We start from the raw sequence: 21,099 nt of genomic DNA on the forward strand, positions 1-21,099 counted from the left end.
CCGTCGGCCCGTCAGGGCGCTACCGGAGCAGCCACCTTGGCGTCCCTGCGCACCAGCGCGGCATAGCGGCCGTCCCGGTCGAGCAGCTGATCATGGCTGCCGCGCTCGGCGATGCGGCCCGAGTCCAGGACCACGATCTCGTCGGCGTCCCGCACGGTGGAGAGGCGGTGGGCGATCGTGATGGTCGTGCGGCCCGCCGAGAGCGCGTCGATGGCCTGCTGCACGGCATGCTCGGTGCGGGTGTCCAGCGCGCTGGTGGCCTCGTCGAGGATGAGGACGGGCGGGTCCCGCAGGATGGTGCGCGCGATGGCCAGGCGCTGCTTCTCACCGCCGGAGAAGCGGTAACCACGCTCGCCGACCAGGGTGTCGTAGCCGTCGGGCAGCGACGCGATGTGGTCGTGGATCTGTGCGGCGCGTGCGGCCGCCTCGATCTCGGCGTCGGTGGCGTCCGGCTTGGCGAAGCGCAGATTCTCGGCCACGGAGGCGTGGAAGAGATAGGTCTCCTGCGAGACGACTCCCACGGCCCGCGCGAGTGTGTCGAAGTCCAGGTCGCGCACGTCGACTCCGTCGAGCGTGACCCTGCCGCCGGTGACGTCGTACAGCCTCGGCACCAGATAGCTGAGCGTGGACTTGCCGGAGCCGGTGGGGCCGACGACGGCGAGGCTGCTGCCGGCCGGCACGGTGACATCGACGGCGTCCAGGGTGGGCCGGATCTGATTCTCCTCGTAGGCGAAGTCGACGTCCTCGAACCGGACTTCGCCGCGGACCTTGTCCAGCCGGACCGGCTTCTCGGACTCGGTTATCTCCACCGGCAGATCCAGATACTCGAAGATGCGCTGGAAGAGCGCGAGGGAGGTCTGCATCTGCACGCCGGTGGAGAGCAGGCTGACGGCGGGACGGAACAGGCCCTGCTGGAGCGAGACGAAGGCGACGAGCGTGCCGATGGAGATCGCCGGTCCGCCGTTCTGCAGCGCGAGGCCGGCGGCCCAGTAGATCAGCGCGGGCATGGCGGCCATGACGATCCCTATGGTGGACATCCGCCACCGGCCGGCCATGCTGGAGCGCACTTCGAGGTCGACGAGCCGCTCGGACTCCTCCGCGAACGAGGTGGTGAGCGAGTCGGCCCGGCCCATGGTGCGGCCGAGCAGGATGCCGCTGACCGACAGCGACTCGGTGACGGTCGCGGCCATGGCCGCCATCTGCTTCTGGCGCTGCGTGGTGATCTTCTTGCGCTCGCGGCCGACCCGGCGGCTGATCCAGACGAACACCGGCAGCAGCAGCAAGGAAACGGCCGTGAGCCGCCAGTCCAGCGCGAGCATCGCGACGATCGTGGCGACCACGGCCGTGAGATTGGAGACCAGCGACGTGGCGGTGGAGGTCACGGTCGCCTGCATACCGCCGATGTCGTTGGCGATGCGCGACTGGACCTCTCCGGTGCGGGTCCTGGTGAAGAAGGCGAGCGGCATGCGCTGCAGCTGGGCGTAGACCGCGGTGCGCAGGTCGTGCATGACGCGCTGGCCGACGGTGGTGGAGATCAGCGTCTGGAGCACTCCGAAGACGCTGTTCATCACCGCGGTGAGGATCATGCCGAGCGCGAGCAGGCTGAGCAGTCCGGTGCGGCCCTGCGGGATCGCGGTGTCGAGGATCTCGCGGAGCAGGAAGGGCGAGGCGACCGAGACGAGTGACGCGGCGCCGACGAGCAGGCCGACGACGGCGAGCCGGCCGCGGTAGGGACGGAAGAGGCGGAGGATCCGCCGCACCTGGGCGGGCGGCTGGTCCGGCCCCTTGACCGGTGGTGTCCACGGGATGGGTTCGGGCTTCATGGGCTCCTTCGAGGAGTGAGAGTGGCAAAGATTTTGAGAGCATAGCTCACTGTTACCTATATTCACAATGAGCTGTGTCCTGATATTGTTCCCGCATGCAGCACTCAACTCCCGGGCCACCCGACGCCGACGGCCTGCTCGCCGAGCAGCTGCTGCGGCTGACCCGACGGCTCCACCGCAGCCAGAAGCGGCAGCTCGAGTCGGCCGACATCGCGATCACCCCTGCGCAGTCCCGTCTCCTGCGCACGCTCGCGCACTACGAGGAGCCGCCGCGCATGGCCGATCTCGCCGCCCGGCTCGAGGTGGTGCCGCGCGCCGTCACCAGTCTGGTGGACGGCCTGGAGGCCGGCGACTGCGTCCGCCGAGCGCCGGACCCGAGCAACCGCCGGGTGATCCGCATCGAGCTCACCGACACCGGCCGGGCGACACTCCGGGCGCTGCGGGACGCGCGCCGTGCTGCCGCCGAGGACATCCTCGCTCCGCTCACCGCCGAGCAGCGCGAGGTGTTCGGCGGTCTGCTGTCCACGCTCGTCGACGGCCCGCCGCCGCGCTGCTGAATCCAGCCGCGCAATCCAGCCGCTCCGGCCACCCGATCCGGCCGCTGAATCCAAGAGTCCATGGGCTCGACTCAAGAGTCCAAACCATGCCCTTGCGCATCAGGGGCACCAACTACCAAGGTCCTAGCCGAGGTTCATGCACAGGCGATGCACGTCAGCTCTCCTGGAGGCTCGGTGAACGACGCAGCACAGCAGCACCACGGCATGGTGGAACCCTCGGACGGCAACGGCGGTTCGGTGAGCCGTCGTTCCGTGCTGAAGACCACGGCAGGGGCCGCCGGAGCAGGCCTCGCACTCGGGGCGCTCGGCACGGGCACGGCGGCAGCGGCCGAGGCGACAGAAGCGGCGGAAGTGACGGAGGCGGCCGCACCTCCGCGCCAGGGCCGGACGATGGCCGGTGTGCCCTTCGAGCGGCGTACGACGGTTCGGGTCGGGATCATCGGCCTCGGCAACCGCGGCGGCAGCATGATCGACCTCTTTCTCGCGCTCCCCGGGGTCCAGGTCGTCGCCCTGTGCGACCCGGTGAAGACCAAGACTGAGAGTGCCGCCGCCAAGGTGGTGGCCGCAGGTCAGCCGGCGCCCGCCGTCTACACCAACGGCGAGGACGACTACGCCAACCTCTGCAAGCGCGGCGACATCGACTTCGTCTATGTGGCCACGCCCTGGGACGCCCACTTCGAGATGGCGAAGTCCGCCATGCTCAACGGCAAGCATGTCGGCGTGGAGTGTCCGATCGCGATGCGTCTGGACGAGCTGTGGCAGCTGGTCGACCTCTCCGAGCGCACCAGACGCCACTGCATGCAGCTGGAGAACTGCTGTTACGGCAAGAACGAGATGCGGGTGCTGCGGATGGCGCACGCCGGCAAGTTCGGCGATCTGCTGCACGGCGCGGGCGCGTACAACCACGATCTGCGTGGCCTGATGTTCGACCCGGACTACTACGAGGGCCCCTGGCGGCGGCTGTGGCACACCCGGCTGCGCGGTGACCTGTATCCGAACCACGGCTTCGGCCCGGTCTCCAACTACATGGACGTCAACCGCGGTGACCGCGTGGTGAGCATCTCCAGCTTCGGCACCCCGGCCCTGGGCCTCGCCCAGTACCGCAAGGCGCACATGCCGCCGGGCGACCCGAGCTGGAAGGAGACGTACATCGAGAGCGACCGGACGATCTCGATGGTCCAGACGGCGAAGGGACGGGTCATCCGGCTGGAGCACGATGTGTCGACGCCACACCCGTACAGCCGGATCAACAGCCTTGGCGGCACGAACGGTGTCTTCGAGGACTACCCGGCACGGATCTACCTGGAGCCCGACCACACCGACGACCAGTGGAAGGACTTCGGCCAGTACGCCGACTGGGACCACTGGCTGTGGAAGGAGCACGCCAACCCGCCCGGCGGCCACGGCGGAATGGACTACATCATGGTCTTCCGGCTGATGCAGTGCATGCAGCTGGGCCTGGTGCCGGACTTCGACGTGTACGACGCGGCGACCTGGACGGCTCCGGTTCCGCTCAGCCACGCGTCGATCAGGGCGAAGGGCGCACCGCAGCAGATCCCCGACTTCACGCGCGGTGAGTGGACCAAGTCCCGGCCGGGAGTCGACTCCGTCAAACCGGCGGTCGCCGCCCGGCGTTGGCGGTTCGCGGGGCCCGGCCCGCACGGACCGGGCCCCACTGTCGTCCGCGGCGCTCAGCAGCGCCGGCGGTCCTCCGTCAGCGTCCCCTGGACCGTCTTCAGACTCCGGTCGTAGCAGCCGCCGGAGCCGTGGACCCGGTAGCGCTCGGAGGTCGTCCCCACCGCGTGCCGCTGGTCGCGCGGCACGTTCGCGGTGTAGGTCGCATCACCGGTGTACGCGTCGTCCAGGCGCGTCCAGCTCAGCCGCCGCCCGCCGCCGAGCACGACCGTGTCCGACCGGTCCCCGAGCGTGAGCACGGTGCGCAGCCGGTCTCCCGCGCCCAGCGTCGTGACACCGTCCATCGTGTACGTCCGGTGCGTGGCGGTGACCTGACGGCCACGGGTCACCGTCTCGTCGTCGGTCCAACTGGCCTTGAGCGCGTCCGGGTTCTCGGCGTCGCCCCAGCGGTGCACGGAGGTGTTCGCCACCGCGCGGCTCACCCTCGTGGCGACCCGCCCGTGCGAGGTGTCGAGATGCCCCGAGACGGTGAGCCGGTGGCTGCCCATGGTGTCGAGCCGGTGCTCGGAACCGGGCGTGTAGGTCACCGAGTTGACCGGCTTGCTCTCCTCGTGCCGGGTCAGCGCGCCGGTGACCACCTCGCTCGCCTCGTCCTGCCAGACAAGGAGATTGGTGGGCGTGCTCCAACCGGTCTGACCGGCGGGAACTCCGGCGACGGACACCTCGATCCGGTGCGGCCTGCCATCGTTGAGGCGGGCGGCGAACGGCGTGAGGTCGTACTCGACCGGCTTGATGTCGAAGGCCCGCGGGCCCGGAATCACATACCAGAGGAAGGGGTTGGACCAGCCGCCCGTCCACACCGTCGGGAACGGCGCGGCGATCCCCGCGAGTTGTCCGTCGACCTTGATCTGCACTTCGCGGTACGGCCCGTCCGCGGCCTTGCAGGAGTACGGAGCTGCGTCCGGCACCGTCAGATACCAGTACTCCTCGCAGCCGCCGCCCGATCCGGTGGCGTACACCTCGGCGACGAGCCGCTCTGAGTTGCGGGGCGTGGTGAGCGACGTCCCGTTCAGGGCAAGCACCTTGTCGGGTGTGGTCGCGGGCCTGGCAGTGGCCTCGGCCGCGTAGAAGGTGAGCGTGACCTTGACGTCGATGACGCCGGTGTACGTCTCGTTGACGACGTTGCCGATGAGCATCTCGACCGGCTGCACGCTGCGCAGGGTTTCGCTGTAATGCGTGACGTCCTTCTCCATGGACCAGGCTATGCCGTCGGGCGAGGGCTGCGGAGTCGAGGTGCGCAGGATCTCCACGCCGCCGACGGCGAGGTGGCCGAGCCGGTCGTACTGCCGCCCCTTGACGCTGCCTTCGAGGCGCAGCACCACCTTGCTCCAGCGGTCACCGCAGCCGTCCGGCGGTGCGTAACTGCCCTTGTACGGCGTGAAGTCGCGGAACTGCGCCTCGGCGACGGTCACTTGGCAGGAGGTCGTGTCCGGGCGGGTGACGGGCGGGGTTGCGGTGACCGGGTCGTGCCAGTCGCTGCCGAACTCCGCGGGTGGATCCCCGGGTGACACCGCGGCCTGTGCGGGCCCCGTGCCGAGCACCGTTCCGGCCGCCAGCAGCAGCCCGGTGAGCATGGACATGATCTGTGATCTCATGTGTCAGGAGTGAAGCGCGCGACCGGTCCGGCGCGCCAGAGGCAGCGGCGCGATCTTGGCGGATTATGCCTCGTCAGACGCAAAAATCGTTTGCGCAACCGGGCCCCAAAAGGCGAGCCTTGCACGGTTTCCGCCACACTTTCGAGCTTGGGACATCATGCAGATTCGCGATCTTCCGTATCCCGACCCTGGTGTGGCCGACGCCAGGTCGGGGCCGCGTTTTCTGCTCTGGCTGGGGCGGAATCAGCTCGGCGGCCAGCTCAAATCCCTGTCCTGGGGCCTGCTGCACTTCTGCGGTGTCGCCGGGCTGCCGCTCGGCGTCGGCCGCGCCGTCCAGGCGGTCGTGGACCGCTCCGGCAGCGGGCTCGCGCTCTCGGGCGTACTGATCGTCCTCTGCGGTGTGGCGATCACGCTGGGCGACACGATGCTGCACCGCACCGCGGTCACCAACTGGATCACCGCCGCGGCGCGTGTCCAGCAGCTGCTGGCGCGCAAGACCGCGGAGCTCGGCTCGGCCCTGACCCGCCGTGTCGCCGCCGGAGAGGTGGTCGCGGTCTCCACGGGCGACGTCGAGAAGATCGGCTGGTTCGTCGAGGCCGTCTCCCGCTTTGCCGCGGCCGCCATCACGGTGGTCCTGGTCTGTGTCGGGCTGGTCTTCTACGAACCGGCGATCGGCGTGGTCGTCGCGGTGGGCGTGCCCGTACTGGCGCTCGCCGTGCTGCCGCTGCTGCCACGGGCCACGCGCCGCGCCGACATCCAGCGCGAGAAGGCGGGCAGGGCCACCGAGCTGGCCTCGGACACCGTCGCCGGTCTGCGGGTGCTGCGCGGCATCGGCGGCGAGGAGCTGTTCCTCGGGCGCTACCGCCAGGCCTCCCAGGAGGTCCGCAGGGCGGCGGTGCGCAGCGCCCGCATGTGGTCGCTGATCTCGGCGATCCAGGTGCTGCTGCCGGGCCTGCTGCTGATCGCGGTGGTCTGGTACGGCGCGGGTCTGGTCCGCGACGGCCGGATCGGCGTCGGCGAACTGGTCACGGCGTTCAGCGCGGTGACGCTGCTGATGTATCCGCTGCGGCACTTCGAGGAGATCGCCATGGCGTACTCCTTCTCGCGGCCCTCCGCGAAGCGGGCGGCGCGGGTGCTGTCGCTGGAGCGGACCTCGTACGAGCGCGAGCGCGGCGGCCTGGACGGCGCGGCGCTGCCGACCGGAGACCTGTACGACCCGGCCACCGGGATGCTCGCGCCGGCCGGTCTGCTCACCGCCGTCGTGTGCGGCGACCCGGACGCGGCCGGGCTGCTGGCCGAGCGGCTGGGCGGCCATGCGGCCGAGGAGGAGCAGAGTTCTTCGGTGCTCCTCGGCGGGGTGGCGCTGGACGACCTGCCGCTCGACTCCGCGCGGGCGAGCGTGCTCGTCCAGGACAAGGACCCGGTGCTGCTGTCCGGGACGCTGGAGGAGTTGCTCGACGTACCGGCCTCGGGCGAGGTCAGTGCCGACGAGGCGCTGACCGCCGCGCAGTGCCAGGACGTGCTGGACGCGCTCGCGCAGGCCTCGCCGGAAGACGAGGCCGATCCGATGCGCACCCGGATCACCGAGCGCGGCAGGTCGCTGTCCGGCGGCCAGCGCCAGCGGCTCGCGCTGGCCCGTTCGCTGGTCACCGACCCGGAGGTGCTCGTTCTGGACGAGCCGACGTCGGCCGTCGACTCGCACACGGAGGCGCGGATCGCCGAGGGCGTCAAGAAGCTGCGGGCGGGCCGTACGACCGTGGTGTTCGCCTCGTCGCCGCTGCTGCTGGACCGCGCGGACCGGGTCGTGTTCGTGCACGACGGCGAGGTGACGGCGGTCGGTGCGCACCGCGAACTGCTGCACACCGACGCCGAGTACCGCGCGGTCGTCACTCGCGAGACCGAGGACGAGCAGCTCTCCCAACTGGCGGAGCTGGAAGCACTGGAAGAGATCGAGGAGTCGGCATGATCGGCGTGGCGCCACCGGCGTACGACCCGGCGGCCCCGGAGGACGCGACCACCCTGCCCGTCGGCACACCGGCGACGGTGCGGGCGTACGTCGGCGAACTGCTGCGGCGGCACCGCAGGGCCTTTGTGCTGCTGGTCTCGGTCAACGCCGTCGCGGTCATCGCCTCGATGGTCGGCCCGTATCTGCTGGGCGGTCTTGTCCAGGACCTGGCGGAGGGTGCGCGTGACCTCCATCTGGAGCGCACCGCGGCCCTGTTCGCCCTCGCGCTGGTCGTGCAGACCGTGTTCGTACGGCTGATGCGGCTGCGCGGCGCGATGCTCGGCGAGGAGATGCTGGCCGATCTGCGCGAGGACTTTCTCGTGCGGTCGGTCGGGCTGCCGCCGGGCGTGCTGGAGCGGGCCGGTACCGGTGATCTGCTCTCCCGGATCACCACCGACATCGACCGGCTGGCCAACGCGATGCGCGAAGCCGTGCCGCAGCTGGCGATCGGCGTGGTCTGGGCGGGCCTGCTGATCGGCGCGCTCACGGTGACCGCACCGCCGCTGGCACTCGCGGTGCTCATCGCGGTTCCGGTGCTGGTGATCGGCTGCCGCTGGTACTTCAAGCGGGCGCCGTCCGCGTACCGTTCGGAGGCGGCGGGCTATGCCGCTGTCGCCGCCGTGCTCGCCGAGACCGTGGACGCCGGGCGGACCGTGGAGGCGCACCGCCTCGGCGGCCGCCGGGTGGCGCTGTCCGAGCAGCGGATCAAGGAGTGGACGGCCTGGGAGCGCTACACGCTCTATCTGCGTTCCGTGCTGTTCCCGGTCATCAACGTCACGCATGTGACGATCCTCTGCTCGGTGCTGCTGCTCGGCGGCGCGTTCGTGCTGCAGGGCTGGATCAGCGTCGGCCAGCTGACGACGGGCGCGCTGCTCGCGCAGATGCTGGTCGACCCGGTCAACCTGATCCTGCGCTGGTACGACGAGCTCCAGGTCGCCCAGGTGTCGATCGCCCGGCTCGTCGGCGTCCGCGACATCGAGCCGGACGCGGGCGACGCGGGCGTGGTGCCGGACGGCCGGAAGGTGCACGCGGACTCGGTGCACTTCGGCTACCGCGCAGGCGTCGACGTGCTGCACCAGGTGACGCTGAACGTCGAACCGGGCACCCGGCTCGCGCTGGTCGGGCCTTCGGGCGCGGGCAAGTCCACGCTCGGCCGGCTGCTCGCGGGCATCTACGCGCCGCGGGCCGGCCGGATCACGCTCGGCGGCGCCGAGCTGGCCGCGATGCCCGCCGAGCGGGTCCGCGAGCATGTGGCGCTGGTGAACCAGGAACACCATGTGTTCGTGGGTTCGCTGCGCGACAACCTGCTGCTGGCCCGCACGGGCGCGGCGGACGCGGAGCTGTGGGCGGCGCTCGGCGCGGTCGACGCGGACGTCTGGGCACGGGCGCTCGACGAGGGCCTGGACACCGAGGTCGGCTCGGGCGGGCTCGGGCTCACCCCGGCCCAGGCCCAGCAGATCGCGCTGGCCAGGCTGGTCCTGGCGGACCCGCACACTCTGGTCCTGGACGAGGCGACGTCGCTGCTCGACCCGCGTGCGGCCCGCCATCTGGAGCGCTCGCTCTCCCGCGTCCTGGACGGCCGCACGGTGGTGGCGATCGCCCACCGCCTGCACACGGCGCACGACGCCGATGTGATCGCGGTGGTGGAGGACGGCCGGATCAGCGAGCTGGGCAGCCACGACGAACTGGTGTCGGCGGGCGGCGCGTACGCGGCGCTGTGGCACTCCTGGCACGGGTGAGCCTCGGGCGGTTCCTCCGCCGACCCGGGCTCGTGCCCGCCCGTTGAAGGTCCGTCAGTAGCCGTATCCGCCGTCGTTGTTGTTCTCCTCGGCGGGTGCGGCCGCCATGGTGACCGCATTGCCCTTGGCGTCGATGACGTACCAGATCTTGTCGATGCCCTGGCCCTTCACGTCTCCGGCCGCCGTGTCGGGCGCGTAGTAGTAGAGCGGATGACCGGCGAACGTCGCCTGGGTCTTCCCGGCGAGGTCGGTGGTGTTGATCAGGCTCGCGTCGACGCCCTCGCCCGCCTTCGGCTTGCCTTCCAGCGGCGGCCACAGCTTCAGGCACGCCGCGTCGCAGTTCATCGAGTTCGTGTTCACGCCGTCCTCGGTGAACAGATAGAGCGTGCGTCCGCTGCCGTCGACCAGGATCTCGCCGAGCGAGGAGTCGGCGATCTTGACGGTGGAGGTGTCCTTGGCGGTGGCCGTGGTGGCGCTCGATCCGCTGCTGCCGCCCCCGTCGTCACCGCAGGCGGCGAGTCCGAGCGAAGCGGTGAAGACGAGCGCGACGGCCGCGACGGTGGTTCTGCGCATGGTGTGCCATCCCTTCCTTGCCCCCGGTTGTGTTCGCACGCCGGTTGTACGGACGGGAAGCCGCGACGGATTGCGCGGTGATGCAATCCCTTTGCGGCGCGGTGACGTATGTATGCAATGTGGAGCTGTTCTCGCGGGTGGACCGTGCCGACGACGCCTCTCTCCTCGCCGGGCTCGCCATAGGCGACGAGGCGGCGTCGACCGCGTTCGTACGCCGCTTCCAGTCAGCCGTGTACGGGCTCGCCCTCTCGGTGGCGCGTGAGCCGGGCCTGGCCGAGGACATCAGCCAGGAGGTGTTCGTACGGGCCTGGCGTGCCGCCGGGAGCTACGATCCGCGGCGGGCCTCGGTGCTCACCTGGCTGCTGACCATCACCCGCAACGCGGCCATCGACGCCGTGCGGGCCCGGCGGCCGACTCCCGTACTGGCCGACACCCTGGAGCGGCTGATCGGTGCGACGCTCCAGGCCGAGGGACCGGAACAGCTCGCGCTGCTCGCCGTCGAGAGCAGACGCGCCGTCGGACGGATCCGCTCGCTCCCCACCAAGCAGGGACGGGCGGTCGTGCTCGCCGTCATCGGCGGGTGCACCGCCGCCGAGGTGGCTCGCCACGAGAACATTCCGCTCGGCACCGCCAAGAGCCGTATCCGTACGGGTCTGCGTCGGCTGCGCGAGGTGCTGGAGGAGGAGGAGAGCCGTGACTGAGAGCCACCCCGCCGAGGAACAGCTGGTCGCCCTGGCGCTCGGCGATCTTCCGGACGACCAGGCGGCACTCCTTGAGCATCTGCGCGCGTGCCAGTCGTGCCGGGCCGCGTACGACGAGATCTCGGATGCCGTGGACGCCGTGCTGCCCGCCGCGCCTGTCGTCGCTCCTCCGGCGGGTTTCGACGCCAGAGTGCTCGAGCGGCTGGATGTGAAGAGCCCGGCACCGCGCCGCCGGGCGCGCCTGGTGCCCGTGCTGGTCGCGGCAGCGGCGGCGGTCGTCGGGATCGGCGTCGGCTCGGTGGTGACGGCCTCCGTGGTCGACCGTGACCCGGCCCCTGTCACGGCAAGCGAGAACGGCGCACGGCTCGTCACCCCCGAGGGTTCCACGGTCGGGACGATCGAGCCGAGCCGGGCCGGTGGCGCACAAGTCGTCGTCATGCAGATCACCGACGGCCGGCCCGGTGAGCACTACGCCTGTCGCCTGGTGCTCAATGACGGCACGGTCCGGGATGCGGGCGCCTGGTGGGTGCCCGGCTCGGGTCGCGCGACATGGATCGCGTACGGCTCGGCCGGCGACATCGACCGTGTGGAGCTGGTCGCCGACGACGGCAGCGTCTGGTCCTCGGCCGAGCTCGACGGCTGACGTCGCCGACGCGCCGGGCGGGCGGTCCGGCGCGTGAGCGCGCGCCGACCGTCCGGCGGTGCCGCGCGAGCTATATGAAGTTGAGCGCGCCCGCCGCGCCCACTCCGCCCAGGAGCATGAACACCGGCATCAGCACCTTCAGCTCCACCCAGCTACCGGCCCGGAAGCGCATCGCCTTCGGCGGACCGATCGGGTACCAGCGCTTGTTGCCCAGCGGGATCGGCCACAGGATCGGGCAGCCGGAGACCGTCAGCGCGTCGCCGATGTCATGGACCAGCGCGCCCAGCACGATCGGCAGCCCGAGCCACAGATATTCCTGGCCCGGGGCGGTGAAGAGCCAGTCCGCTCCGTTGCCCGGCTTGTCCAGGACGCCCGCCAGGATCCATGCGCTCGTCGCGCCGAGCAGCCACACCAGGACGTCGCTGGAGACCCGCGCCGCCCGCCACAGCAGGCCCTCCACCGCCAGCACCAGGTGGATGAAGAGGATCACCAGGACCGCCCAGCGCCCGCCGGTGATCGCCAGCGCCGAAGTGCCCGCGCCGATCAGGACCGCCCACAGCCAGGTGTGGGTGAGCGTGCGGTGGCCGCCTGTCCTGCGCTTGTCGCCCTGCTTCTTTGTCGCCTTGTAGACCCCGTACGACAGCTTGTCGACGACCTCGCACAGTCCGCGCGACAGCGGGCCGAAGGCCCGGGAGATCGTCGCCGCCTTGTGGTCAAGGTCGGGCGCCAGCGCCGCGCCCGCGCAGATCAGCGCTCCGACGACGAGAACGGGCCAGGGCATCGGGTGGCCGGCGGCAGCGGTCGCCGCGCCCACCCCCAGCCAGGCAGCCGCCCCGGACAGAGAGTGCGCCGGTCCCATCATGTGCGTTCCCGCCCCATTGCTCTTGTGGTGAAGCCCAGTTGACAGGGCAGCGTATCGCCCGTGATCTTGCCTCCACCCTCCGGTTCCCTGATCCGGGTGGAAGGCAGGCAAGATGGGGGCGTGACCCTTATCGATCAGCTGCCGCCGGATGCCGACCCCGATGCCCTCTTCGAAGCCTTCTCCTCATGGGCCGAGGAGCGGGGCATCACGCTCTACCCGGCTCAGGAAGAGGCGCTGATCGAGGTCGTCTCCGGGGCAAATGTGATCCTTTCCACCCCGACCGGTTCCGGAAAGAGCCTGGTCGCGGCGGGTGCGCACTTCACGGCGCTGGCGAACGACCAGGTCACCTTCTACACCGCGCCGATCAAGGCGCTGGTGTCGGAGAAGTTCTTCGATCTCTGCAAGCTCTTCGGCACCGAGAACGTCGGCATGCTGACCGGCGACGCGTCCGTCAACGCCGACGCCCCGGTGATCTGCTGCACGGCCGAGGTGCTGGCCTCGATCGCGCTGCGCGACGGCAGGAACGCCGACATCGGCCAGGTCGTGATGGACGAGTTCCACTTCTATGCCGAGCCGGACCGCGGCTGGGCCTGGCAGATCCCGCTGCTCGAGCTGCCGCAGGCGCAGTTCGTCCTCATGTCGGCGACACTCGGCGACGTCTCCATGTTCGAGAAGGACCTGACCCGTCGCACCGGACACGAGACGTCGGTCGTACGGTCCGCGACCCGGCCCGTACCGCTGTCGTACGAGTACGTCACGACGCCCATCACGGAGACCCTGACCGAGCTGCTGGAAACCAGGCAGGCACCGGTCTACATCGTGCACTTCACACAGGCCCAGGCGGTCGAGCGCGCGCAGTCGCTGATGAGCATCAACATGTGCACGCGCGAGGAGAAGGACAAGATCGCCGAGCTGATCGGCAACTTCCGCTTCACCACGAAGTTCGGGCAGAACCTGTCCCGTTATGTACGCCACGGCATCGGTGTGCACCACGCGGGCATGCTGCCCAAGTACCGCCGACTGGTCGAAAAGCTGGCGCAGGCAGGCCTGTTGAAGGTGATCTGCGGTACGGACACGCTCGGCGTCGGCGTCAACGTCCCCATCCGCACCGTGCTGTTCACCGCTCTCACCAAGTACGACGGCAACCGGGTCCGTACGCTGCGCGCCCGCGAGTTCCATCAGATCGCCGGCCGCGCCGGCCGGGCCGGATTCGACACCGCCGGTTTTGTGGTCGCCCAGGCTCCCGAGCATGTCATCGAGAACGAGAAGGCGCTGGCGAAGGCGGGCGACGACCCGAAGAAGCGCCGCAAGGTGGTCAGGAAGAAGGCCCCCGAGGGCTTTGTCGCCTGGTCGGACACCACGTTCGAGAAGCTGATCGGCTCCGAGCCGGAGCCGCTGACCTCCCGTTTCCGGGTCACCAACATCATGCTGCTGTCGGTGATCGCCCGGCCCGGGAACGCCTTCGAGGCGATGCGCCGGCTGCTCGAGGACAACCACGAGCCGCGCAAGGCGCAGCTGCGCCACATCCGCCGGGCCATCGCCATCTACCGCTCGCTGCTCGACGGCGGCGTGGTGGAGCAGTTGGAGACACCCGACGCCGAGGGCCGCACGATCCGGCTCACCGTCGACCTCCAGCAGGACTTCGCGCTGAACCAGCCGCTGTCGACGTTCGCCCTGGCCGCCTTCGATCTGCTGGACCCGGAGTCCCCGTCGTACGCCCTGGACATGGTCTCCGTCGTCGAGTCGACGCTCGACGACCCCCGCCAGATCCTCGCCGCCATGCAGAACAAGGCGCGCGGTGAAGCGGTCGGCCAGATGAAGGCGGACGGCGTCGAGTACGAGGAGCGCATGGAGCGGCTCCAGGACATCTCGTACCCGAAGCCGCTGGAAGAGCTGCTGTGGCACGGGTACAACGTCTACAAGAAGTCGCACCCGTGGGTCGGTGACCACCCGGTCTCGCCGAAGTCCGTCATCCGGGACATGTACGAACGGGCTCTCACCTTCACGGAGTTCACCTCCTGGTACGAACTCGCCCGCACCGAGGGCATCGTGCTGCGTTATCTCGCGAGCGCGTACAAGGCGCTCGACCACACCATCCCCGACGACCTCAAGACCGAGGACCTCGAAGACCTGATCGCCTGGCTCGGCGAGATGGTGCGGCAGGTCGACTCCAGCCTGCTCGACGAGTGGGAGCAGCTGGCCAACCCGGAGGTCGAGACCGCCGAGCAGGCCCAGGAGAAGGCCGACCAGGTCAAGCCGGTCACCGCGAACGCACGCGCCTTCCGGGTGCTGGTGCGCAACGCGATGTTCCGCCGGGTGGAGCTCGCCGCGCTCGACAGGGTCGGCGAACTCGGCGAGCTGGACGCCGAGTCCGGCTGGGACGAGGACGCCTGGGGCGATGCGATGGACGCGTACTGGGACGAGTACGAGGAGCTGGGCACCGGGCCCGACGCCCGCGGGCCCAAGCTGCTGCTGATCGAGGAGGACGCGCCGCACGGGCTGTGGCGCGTCCGGCAGATCTTCGCCGACCCGAACGGCGACCATGACTGGGGTATCAGCGCGGAGGTCGATCTGGCGGCCTCCGACGAGGAAGGCCGGGCCGTCGTGCGCGTCACGTCCGTCGGCCAGCTGTGAGAGGACCGTGTCGATGACCAACCCCGCCGAGCGACTGGTGGATCTGCTCGATCTGGAGCAGATCGAGGTCAATATCTTCCGCGGCCGCAGCCCCGAGGAGTCCCTGCAACGGGTCTTCGGCGGGCAGGTGGCGGGCCAGGCGCTGGTCGCGGCCGGCCGCACCACCGACGGCGAACGTCCGGTGCACTCGCTGCACGCGTACTTCCTGCGGCCCGGCATTCCCGGCGTGCCGATCGTCTACCAGGTCGAACGGGTGCGGGACGGCCGGTCGTTCACCACCCGCAGGACCACCGCGATCCAGCAGGGCAAGACCATCTTCAATCTGACGGCGTCCTTCCACCGGCCGGAGGAGGGCAGCATCGAGCACCAGCTGCCGCCGCGGCTGGAGTTCCCGGACCCCGAGACGCTCCCGACGGTCACCACGGAGATCCGCGAGCACCTGGGTGCGCTGCCCGAGGCGCTGGAGCGGATGGCCCGCCGCCAGCCGTTCGACATCCGCTATGTCGACCGGCTGCGCTGGACACCCGAGGAGATCAAGGAGAAGGAGTCGGATCCGCGCAGCGCGGTGTGGATGCGCGCGGTCGGCCCGCTGGGCGACGACCCGCTGGTGCACACCTGCGCGCTGACGTACGCCAGCGACATGACGCTGCTGGACGCGGTCCGCATCCCGGTCGAGCCGCTGTGGGGACCGCGGGGCTTCGACATGGCGTCGCTGGACCATGCGATGTGGTTCCACCGTCCGTTCCGTGCGGACGAGTGGTTCCTGTACGACCAGGAGTCCCCGATCTCGACGGGGGGCCGCGGGCTGGCCCGCGGCCGCATCTACGACCGGGAGGGCCGGCTGCTGGTGTCGGTCGTGCAGGAAGGTCTGTTCAGGCCCCTGTAGCCCAGAAGACAACTACCGAGGAGAACTTGATGACTCTGTACGACATCCCGCTGCGCACGCTCACCGGTGAGCCGACGTCCCTCGCCGACTACCAGGGCAAGGCGGTGCTGGTCGTGAACGTCGCGTCCAGGTGCGGTCTGACGCCGCAGTACGCGGGTCTCGAGCAGCTGCAGAAGCAGTACGGCGAGCGTGGCTTCACGGTGCTCGGCGTGCCGTGCAACCAGTTCGCGGGCCAGGAGCCGGGCAGCGCGGAGGAGATCCAGTCCTTCTGCTCGGCGACGTACGGCGTGACCTTCCCCATGCTGGAGAAGACGGACGTGAACGGCGAGACGCGGCACCCGCTGTACGCGGAGCTGACGCAGGTCGCGGACGCCGAGGGCGCGGCGGGAGATGTGAAGTGGAACTTCGAGAAGTTTTTGATCTCCCCGCAGGGTGAGGTCACCCGCTTCCGGCCGGGCGTGGAGCCGGAGTCGACCGAGCTGGTCACCGCGATCGAGGCGCTCGTCACGGCCTAGAGCGACCTCAACTGCCGGACGGGCCCGCCATGGATGGCGGGCCCGTCCGGCAATTTCCGGCAGAACCAGGGCCTGTCGTCTGAATCAGGCGAAAGGCCCTAGCGGATCGGCATGCCCGAGAGCGTCCTGGCGATCACCAGGCGCTGGATCTCGCTGGTGCCCTCGAAGATCGTGTAGATCGCCGCGTCCCGGTGCATCCGCTCGACCGGGTACTCGCGGGTGTAGCCGTTGCCGCCGAGGATCTGGACGGCCTGGGCCGTGACCTTCTTGGCCACCTCGCTCGCGTACAGCTTGGACATCGAGCCCTCGGCCGAGGTGAACGGCTTGCCGGTCACCGCCATCCAGGAGGCACGCCACACCAGCAGCCGGGCCGCGTCGATCTGGGTGCGCATGTCGGCGAGCTGGAACGCGATGCCCTGGTTGTCGATGATCGGGCGGCCGAACTGGCTGCGCGTCTTGGCGTAGTCCAGCGCCACCTCGTACGCGGCACGGGCGGTGCCGACCGCCATCGCGCCGACCGCCGGGCGGGACGCCTCGAAGGTGGCCATCGCGGCGTTCTTCACGCGGTCGCCGCTCTTCTTCGCGCTCTCCCGAGCCCGGGCGAGGCGTTCGTCCAGCTTCTCCTTCCCGCCGAGCAGGCAGTATCCGGGGACGCGGACGTCCTCGAGGACCACCTCGGCGGTGTGCGAAGCGCGGATGCCGTGCTTCTTGAACTTCTGGCCCTGGGAAAGGCCAGGAGTCTTCGGCGGCACGATGAAGGAGGCATGGCCCTTGGAACCGAGCTCCGGGTCGACGACGGCGACGACGACATGGACATTGGCGATGCCGCCGTTGGTCGCCCAGGTCTTGGTGCCGTTGAGCACCCATTCGTCCTTGGCCTGGTCGTACACCGCGCGCGTACGCATCGAGCCGACGTCGGATCCCGCGTCCGGCTCGGAGGAGCAGAACGCGGCGACCTTGATGTCGTCGACATCGCCGTACATCTGCGGGATCCAGGTGCCGATCTGTTCCTCGGTGCCGTTCGCCAGCACGCCGACGGCGGCGAGGCCGGTGCCGACGATGGAGAGGCCGATGCCGGCGTCGCCCCAGAACAGCTCCTCCATCGCCACCGGAATGCCGAGACCGGTCGGGTCGAAGAACTGCTGCGCATAGAAGTCGAGGGAGTAGATTCCGACCTTGGCGGCCTCCTGGATGATCGGCCAGGGAGTTTCCTCACGCTCGTCCCACTCGGCGGCGGCCGGGCGCATCACGTCCCTGGCGAAGCCGTTCAGCCAGTCACGGACCTGCTTCTGGTCGTCGTTGAGCTCGAGCGTGAACTCGGCCATGTTCCCTCCAGCGCTGCGATATTTTCCAGACGCGTGTTACTTGCGGTAACTGCAGTCTGTTACCGGTAAGTAGACCATGTCAACCGACTCCTGCCCGATCTCCTGCGCGGGCGGCCGGAGTGTTACTTTGCGCAGGCGTCACGCAATCGCAAGGGCGGGGAGAACACCTATGGAGACCACACAGCAGGCGGCCGACCAGCAGCGGTCCGCCGACCAGCGGCGCCGGGAACTGCTCGAGGCGGCGGACCGGGTGGTGCTGCGTGACGGTCCACAGGCCTCGATGAACGCCATCGCGGCCGAGGCGGGCATCACCAAGCCCATCCTGTACCGGCACTTCGGCGACAAGGGCGGTCTGTACCGCGCGCTCGCCAAGCGCCACACCGACGCGCTGCTCGCCTCACTGCGAGTGGCGGTCGACGCACCGGCCGACCGCCGCGAACGCGTCGAGGCCACGCTCGACACGTATCTCGCCGCGATCGAGGCACGGCCGCAGGTCTACCGCTTCCTGATGCATCCGGCCGAGGACGTCCAGCAGCCGGAGAGCGGTTTCGACGTCGGCCGCCACTCGGCGCCGCTGCTGCGCCGGCTCGGCGAGGAGCTGGCCAAGGTGATCTACGACCGGGTCGACCTGGGCCCGGACGGCGAGCAGCTGGCACGGGTGTGGGGCCACGGAATGGTCGGCATGATGCACGCGGCGGGCGACTGGTGGCTGGGTGAACGTCCGTGCTCGCGCGCGGAGTTGGTACGCAGCCTGGCGGATCTGCTCTGGGGCCGCCTGGCGGCGGCGGCGGACCGCGCGGGCAGCCCGGGCTTCTGACCCGTCACGCCCAACTCGCGCGCCGGGCGGCCCGGAGCGTCTTCGCCCGGCGCCAGCCGGTGAGCCGGTCCGTATACACAAGCCCTTCCACGTGATCGCACTCGTGCTGAAGGCACCGGGCGAAGAACCCCGTGCCTTCGACCCGCACCGGCGCCCCCTCCGCCGTCACGCCCTCCACCACCGCGCGGTCGTGGCGCTCCGTGCCCGCTTCCAGGCCCGGCAGCGACAGACAGCCCTCCGAGCCGCGCACGACGACTCCGTCCGCCTCCACCAGACGCGGATTGACGATGTGTCCGAGATGGCGGACGTCCTCGTCGTCCGGGCAGTCGTAGACGAACACCCGCAGCCCCACGCCCACCTGGTTCGCCGCGAGCCCCACGCCCTGCGCCGCGTACATCGTCGCGAACATGTTCTCGATGAGCCCGTGAAGCCGCGGGCCGAAGTCGGTGACGGGCTCGCAGGGGGCGTGCAGTACCGGATCTCCGAGCAGGCTCATCGGCCTCACGAGTCCGGAACTGCCGGGGATCGGCCGGTTTCGCATGGCGCCAAGCCTACGTTCAGCCGTGACCTGAGGGTTCCGGCGGTGCCGAGGTAGGGCCGTCCGCCCGGACCTGGATAGGCTGGGCCGGACCGATGCAAGGAGGATCAAGGACGATGTCAGGCAACTCGGAGCCACTGACGCCGCGCGCCAAGCTCGCAGTGACGGCAGGCAAAGCCGCCGCCGCGGTGTCGCGCGCAGCCGGACGCGGCAGCGGTTCGGTTATCGGCGGCCGGGTCGCGCTCAAGCTCGACCCCGACCTGCTGGGGCGGCTGGCGCAGCACCTGGACGTGATCCTCGTGTCGGCGACGAACGGCAAGACCACCACGACCCGGCTGATCGCCGAGGCTCTGCGGGCCAGTGGCCCCGTCGTCTCCAACGCGCTCGGCGCCAACATGCCCGCGGGCATCACCTCCGCGCTGGCCGGCGGCTCCGACGCCAAGTTCGGTGTGATCGAGGTCGACGAGAAGTACCTGGCCGGCGTCGCGCGCGATGTGACGCCGAAGGCGATCGCGCTGCTCAATCTCTCGCGCGACCAGCTGGACCGCGCCGCCGAGACGCGGATGCTGGCCGAGAAGTGGCGCGAGGGCCTGGCCGGTACGAAGGCCATGGTCATCGCCAACGCCGACGACCCCTTGATCGTCTGGGCCGCCTCCTCCTCCCCCAATGTCGTCTGGGTGGCTGCGGGCCAGGAGTGGAAGGACGACGCCTGGTCCTGCCCGTCCTGCGGCGGTGTGATGCAGCGCCCCGGCGACGACTGGTTCTGCGGCGAGTGCGGCTTCCGCCGTCCCGCTCCGAGCTGGGTGCTCAGCGGCGACCATGTGCTCGACCCGCACGGTTCCGCCTGGCCGATCCATCTCCAGCTGCCCGGCCGCGCCAACAAGGCGAACGCCGCGACCTCCGCCGCGGTCGCCGCCTGCTTCGGTGTGCCGCCGCAGGTCGCGCTGGAGCGCATGTACCAGGTGCAGGCCGTCGCCGGCCGCTACGACGTGGTCAGCTTCCTCGGCCGCGATCTTCGGCTGCTGCTGGCGAAGAACCCGGCCGGCTGGCTGGAGACGTTCTCGCTGATCGACCCGCCGCCGACCCCGGTCATCCTCTCCGTCAACGCCCGCGGCGCGGACGGCACGGACACCTCCTGGCTCTGGGACGTCGACTACACCCGGCTCGCCGGCCACCCGATCTTCGTCATCGGCGACCGCAAGCTGGACCTCGCCGTCCGCCTCGAAGTGGCCGGCCTGGACTTCCGGGTGTGCGAGTCCGCCGACGAGGCCGTCCAACTGGCTCCGCCCGGCCGGATCGAGGCGATCGCCAACTACACCGCCTTCCAGGACCTGCGCCGCCGCGTCGGCAACTGACCAGGGGACCGACGAAAAGGACATGAGCATGAGCGACAACAGCCTGCGTCTGGTCTGGGTCTACCCGGACCTGCTCTCCACCTACGGCGACCAGGGCAACGCCCTCGTCGTGGAGCGCCGGGCCCGGCAGCGCCGCCTGGACGTGCTGCGTATGGACGTGCGCAGTGACCAGCCGGTGCCGACCTCCGGCGACATCTATCTGATCGGCGGCGGCGAGGACCGGCCCCAGCGGCTGGCGGCCGAGCGGCTGCGCCGCGACGGCGGACTCTCCCGGGCCGCTTCCAACGGCGCGATCATCTTCTCGGTCTGCGCCGGGTACCAGATCCTCGGCCACGAGTTCATCAACGACCTCGGCGAGCGCGAGCAGGGCCTCGGCCTGATCGACGTGGTCTCCACGCGCGGCGAGGGCGAGCGGTGCGTGGGCGACGTACTGGCCGACATCGACCCGCAGTTGGGCCTGCCGCAGCTGACCGGCTTCGAGAACCACCAGGGCATCACGCACCTCGGCCCGAGCGCCCGGCCGTTCGCGCGCACCATCCTCGGCCGGGGCAACGGCACGGGCGACGGCACCGAAGGCGCATACAACGACACCGTCTTCGGCACCTATATGCACGGCCCGGTCATGGCGCGCAATCCGCAGATCGCGGATCTGCTGCTGAAGCTGGCCCTCGATGTGAACGCGCTGCCGCCGACGGACGACCGGTGGTACGAGGCGCTGCGCTCGGAGCGCATCGCGGCCGCGACCCAGCCCGCCTGACGGAAGCGCACCGACCGGACCTGACAGAAACCTGACACATGTCCATCAGTCGGACGCCCGGTTCGGTTCCCGCCGCCCT

General features: G+C 70.1%; 18 protein-coding genes. 12 read left to right on the forward strand and 6 right to left on the reverse strand.

Going from position 1 to position 21,099, the window contains the following annotated elements:
* Window positions 1-11 precede the first annotated feature (11 nt).
* Complete coding sequence (locus ACH4YL_RS02655) at window positions 12-1,823, reverse strand: ABC transporter ATP-binding protein (protein ID WP_398504058.1); 1,812 nt, start codon at window positions 1,821-1,823, stop codon at window positions 12-14.
* Window positions 1,824-1,918: 95 nt separating this feature from the next.
* Between ACH4YL_RS02655 and ACH4YL_RS02660 the strand changes: the two genes are divergently transcribed.
* Together ACH4YL_RS02660 and ACH4YL_RS02665 are read left to right on the forward strand one after the other, a co-directional pair.
* Window positions 1,919-2,380, forward strand: a complete 462-nt coding sequence (locus ACH4YL_RS02660; RefSeq protein ID WP_398504059.1) for a MarR family winged helix-turn-helix transcriptional regulator — start codon at window positions 1,919-1,921, stop codon at window positions 2,378-2,380.
* A gap of 204 nt (window positions 2,381-2,584) precedes the next feature.
* Window positions 2,585-4,132 carry a Gfo/Idh/MocA family protein gene (locus ACH4YL_RS02665; protein ID WP_398504379.1) on the forward strand — a complete coding sequence of 516 codons (1,548 nt, stop codon included), beginning with the start codon at window positions 2,585-2,587 and terminating at the stop codon, window positions 4,130-4,132.
* Here ACH4YL_RS02665 and ACH4YL_RS02670 read toward each other — a convergent pair.
* Window positions 4,072-5,670, reverse strand: a complete 1,599-nt coding sequence (locus ACH4YL_RS02670; RefSeq protein ID WP_398504061.1) for a peptide-N4-asparagine amidase — start codon at window positions 5,668-5,670, stop codon at window positions 4,072-4,074. The two genes, ACH4YL_RS02665 and ACH4YL_RS02670, sit on opposite strands and share 61 nt — an antisense overlap.
* Window positions 5,671-5,827: 157 nt before the next feature.
* Here ACH4YL_RS02670 and ACH4YL_RS02675 point away from each other — a divergent pair, with 157 nt between their 5' ends.
* Together ACH4YL_RS02675 and ACH4YL_RS02680 are read left to right on the forward strand one after the other, a co-directional pair.
* A complete protein-coding gene (locus tag ACH4YL_RS02675; protein WP_398504063.1) occupies window positions 5,828-7,636 on the forward strand; it encodes an ABC transporter transmembrane domain-containing protein in 1,809 nt (602 codons plus the stop codon).
* Window positions 7,633-9,414 carry an ABC transporter ATP-binding protein gene (locus tag ACH4YL_RS02680; RefSeq protein WP_398504065.1) on the forward strand — a complete coding sequence of 594 codons (1,782 nt, stop codon included), beginning with the start codon at window positions 7,633-7,635 and terminating at the stop codon, window positions 9,412-9,414. The genes ACH4YL_RS02675 and ACH4YL_RS02680 overlap by 4 nt, the downstream gene beginning before the upstream one ends.
* Before the next feature lie 54 nt (window positions 9,415-9,468).
* Here ACH4YL_RS02680 and ACH4YL_RS02685 read toward each other — a convergent pair whose 3' ends face one another.
* Window positions 9,469-9,987, reverse strand: a complete 519-nt coding sequence (locus tag ACH4YL_RS02685; RefSeq protein WP_398504066.1) for a hypothetical protein — start codon at window positions 9,985-9,987, stop codon at window positions 9,469-9,471.
* An 80-nt stretch (window positions 9,988-10,067) separates the two neighbouring features.
* On the opposite strand from ACH4YL_RS02685, the gene ACH4YL_RS02690 reads away from it, so the two are divergent.
* Together ACH4YL_RS02690 and ACH4YL_RS02695 are read left to right on the forward strand one after the other, a co-directional pair.
* Window positions 10,068-10,688 (forward strand): RNA polymerase sigma factor, encoded by a 621-nt coding sequence (locus tag ACH4YL_RS02690; protein WP_398504381.1) that lies wholly within the window; start codon window positions 10,068-10,070, stop codon window positions 10,686-10,688.
* Window positions 10,681-11,331, forward strand: coding sequence for a hypothetical protein (locus ACH4YL_RS02695; protein ID WP_398504068.1), 651 nt, complete (start codon window positions 10,681-10,683; stop codon window positions 11,329-11,331). The genes ACH4YL_RS02690 and ACH4YL_RS02695 overlap by 8 nt, the downstream gene beginning before the upstream one ends.
* A gap of 70 nt (window positions 11,332-11,401) precedes the next feature.
* Here the strand turns inward: ACH4YL_RS02695 and ACH4YL_RS02700 are convergent, their stop codons facing one another.
* The gene (locus ACH4YL_RS02700) at window positions 11,402-12,193 is read right to left on the reverse strand and encodes a metal-dependent hydrolase (RefSeq protein ID WP_398504070.1); all 792 of its coding nucleotides are present in this window, start codon (window positions 12,191-12,193) and stop codon (window positions 11,402-11,404) included.
* A 120-nt stretch (window positions 12,194-12,313) separates the two neighbouring features.
* Between ACH4YL_RS02700 and ACH4YL_RS02705 the strand changes: the two genes are divergently transcribed.
* The 3 genes from ACH4YL_RS02705 to ACH4YL_RS02715 are packed head-to-tail and all read left to right on the forward strand — an operon-like array spanning window position 12,314 to window position 16,228.
* Window positions 12,314-14,827, forward strand: a complete 2,514-nt coding sequence (locus ACH4YL_RS02705; RefSeq protein ID WP_398504071.1) for a DEAD/DEAH box helicase — start codon at window positions 12,314-12,316, stop codon at window positions 14,825-14,827.
* A gap of 13 nt (window positions 14,828-14,840) precedes the next feature.
* Window positions 14,841-15,713, forward strand: a complete 873-nt coding sequence (locus ACH4YL_RS02710) for an acyl-CoA thioesterase (protein ID WP_398504073.1) — start codon at window positions 14,841-14,843, stop codon at window positions 15,711-15,713.
* Window positions 15,714-15,742: 29 nt separating this feature from the next.
* Window positions 15,743-16,228 (forward strand): glutathione peroxidase, encoded by a 486-nt coding sequence (locus ACH4YL_RS02715; RefSeq protein WP_398504074.1) that lies wholly within the window; start codon window positions 15,743-15,745, stop codon window positions 16,226-16,228.
* A 98-nt stretch (window positions 16,229-16,326) separates the two neighbouring features.
* Here ACH4YL_RS02715 and ACH4YL_RS02720 read toward each other — a convergent pair whose 3' ends face one another.
* On the reverse strand, window positions 16,327-17,553 hold the full coding sequence (locus ACH4YL_RS02720; protein WP_398504075.1) for an acyl-CoA dehydrogenase family protein: 1,227 nt from the start codon (window positions 17,551-17,553) through the stop codon (window positions 16,327-16,329).
* Between the two features lie 169 nt (window positions 17,554-17,722).
* Here ACH4YL_RS02720 and ACH4YL_RS02725 point away from each other — a divergent pair, with 169 nt between their 5' ends.
* The gene (locus ACH4YL_RS02725) at window positions 17,723-18,370 is read left to right on the forward strand and encodes a TetR family transcriptional regulator (RefSeq protein ID WP_398504076.1); all 648 of its coding nucleotides are present in this window, start codon (window positions 17,723-17,725) and stop codon (window positions 18,368-18,370) included.
* 4 nt (window positions 18,371-18,374) lie between these two features.
* Here ACH4YL_RS02725 and def read toward each other — a convergent pair whose 3' ends face one another.
* On the reverse strand, window positions 18,375-18,911 hold the full coding sequence (gene def, locus ACH4YL_RS02730) for a peptide deformylase (protein WP_398504077.1): 537 nt from the start codon (window positions 18,909-18,911) through the stop codon (window positions 18,375-18,377).
* 113 nt (window positions 18,912-19,024) lie between these two features.
* Between def and ACH4YL_RS02735 the strand changes: the two genes are divergently transcribed.
* Window positions 19,025-20,263 (forward strand): MurT ligase domain-containing protein, encoded by a 1,239-nt coding sequence (locus tag ACH4YL_RS02735; RefSeq protein ID WP_398504078.1) that lies wholly within the window; start codon window positions 19,025-19,027, stop codon window positions 20,261-20,263.
* Between the two features lie 28 nt (window positions 20,264-20,291).
* On the forward strand, window positions 20,292-21,020 hold the full coding sequence (locus ACH4YL_RS02740; RefSeq protein WP_398504080.1) for a type 1 glutamine amidotransferase: 729 nt from the start codon (window positions 20,292-20,294) through the stop codon (window positions 21,018-21,020).
* The last annotated feature ends 79 nt before the right edge of the window (window positions 21,021-21,099 follow it).

The sequence above is a fragment of the Streptomyces sp. NPDC020681 genome, assembly GCF_044334895.1.
In the GTDB taxonomy this organism is placed as follows: domain Bacteria; phylum Actinomycetota; class Actinomycetes; order Streptomycetales; family Streptomycetaceae; genus Streptomyces.

Coding starts and splice junctions, on each gene's coding strand:
- ACH4YL_RS02670 (WP_398504061.1), bottom strand. CDS start 5,670: ATGAGATCACAGATCATGTCCATGCTCACCGGGCTGCTGCTGGCGGCC.
- ACH4YL_RS02660 (WP_398504059.1), top strand. CDS start 1,919: ATGCAGCACTCAACTCCCGGGCCACCCGACGCCGACGGCCTGCTCGCC.
- ACH4YL_RS02710 (WP_398504073.1), top strand. CDS start 14,841: ATGACCAACCCCGCCGAGCGACTGGTGGATCTGCTCGATCTGGAGCAG.
- ACH4YL_RS02720 (WP_398504075.1), bottom strand. CDS start 17,553: ATGGCCGAGTTCACGCTCGAGCTCAACGACGACCAGAAGCAGGTCCGT.
- ACH4YL_RS02725 (WP_398504076.1), top strand. CDS start 17,723: ATGGAGACCACACAGCAGGCGGCCGACCAGCAGCGGTCCGCCGACCAG.
- ACH4YL_RS02655 (WP_398504058.1), bottom strand. CDS start 1,823: ATGAAGCCCGAACCCATCCCGTGGACACCACCGGTCAAGGGGCCGGAC.
- ACH4YL_RS02665 (WP_398504379.1), top strand. CDS start 2,585: ATGGTGGAACCCTCGGACGGCAACGGCGGTTCGGTGAGCCGTCGTTCC.
- ACH4YL_RS02690 (WP_398504381.1), top strand. CDS start 10,068: ATGCAATCCCTTTGCGGCGCGGTGACGTATGTATGCAATGTGGAGCTG.
- ACH4YL_RS02675 (WP_398504063.1), top strand. CDS start 5,828: ATGCAGATTCGCGATCTTCCGTATCCCGACCCTGGTGTGGCCGACGCC.
- ACH4YL_RS02680 (WP_398504065.1), top strand. CDS start 7,633: ATGATCGGCGTGGCGCCACCGGCGTACGACCCGGCGGCCCCGGAGGAC.
- ACH4YL_RS02740 (WP_398504080.1), top strand. CDS start 20,292: ATGAGCGACAACAGCCTGCGTCTGGTCTGGGTCTACCCGGACCTGCTC.
- ACH4YL_RS02700 (WP_398504070.1), bottom strand. CDS start 12,193: ATGATGGGACCGGCGCACTCTCTGTCCGGGGCGGCTGCCTGGCTGGGG.
- ACH4YL_RS02685 (WP_398504066.1), bottom strand. CDS start 9,987: ATGCGCAGAACCACCGTCGCGGCCGTCGCGCTCGTCTTCACCGCTTCG.
- ACH4YL_RS02715 (WP_398504074.1), top strand. CDS start 15,743: ATGACTCTGTACGACATCCCGCTGCGCACGCTCACCGGTGAGCCGACG.
- ACH4YL_RS02735 (WP_398504078.1), top strand. CDS start 19,025: ATGTCAGGCAACTCGGAGCCACTGACGCCGCGCGCCAAGCTCGCAGTG.
- def (WP_398504077.1), bottom strand. CDS start 18,911: ATGCGAAACCGGCCGATCCCCGGCAGTTCCGGACTCGTGAGGCCGATG.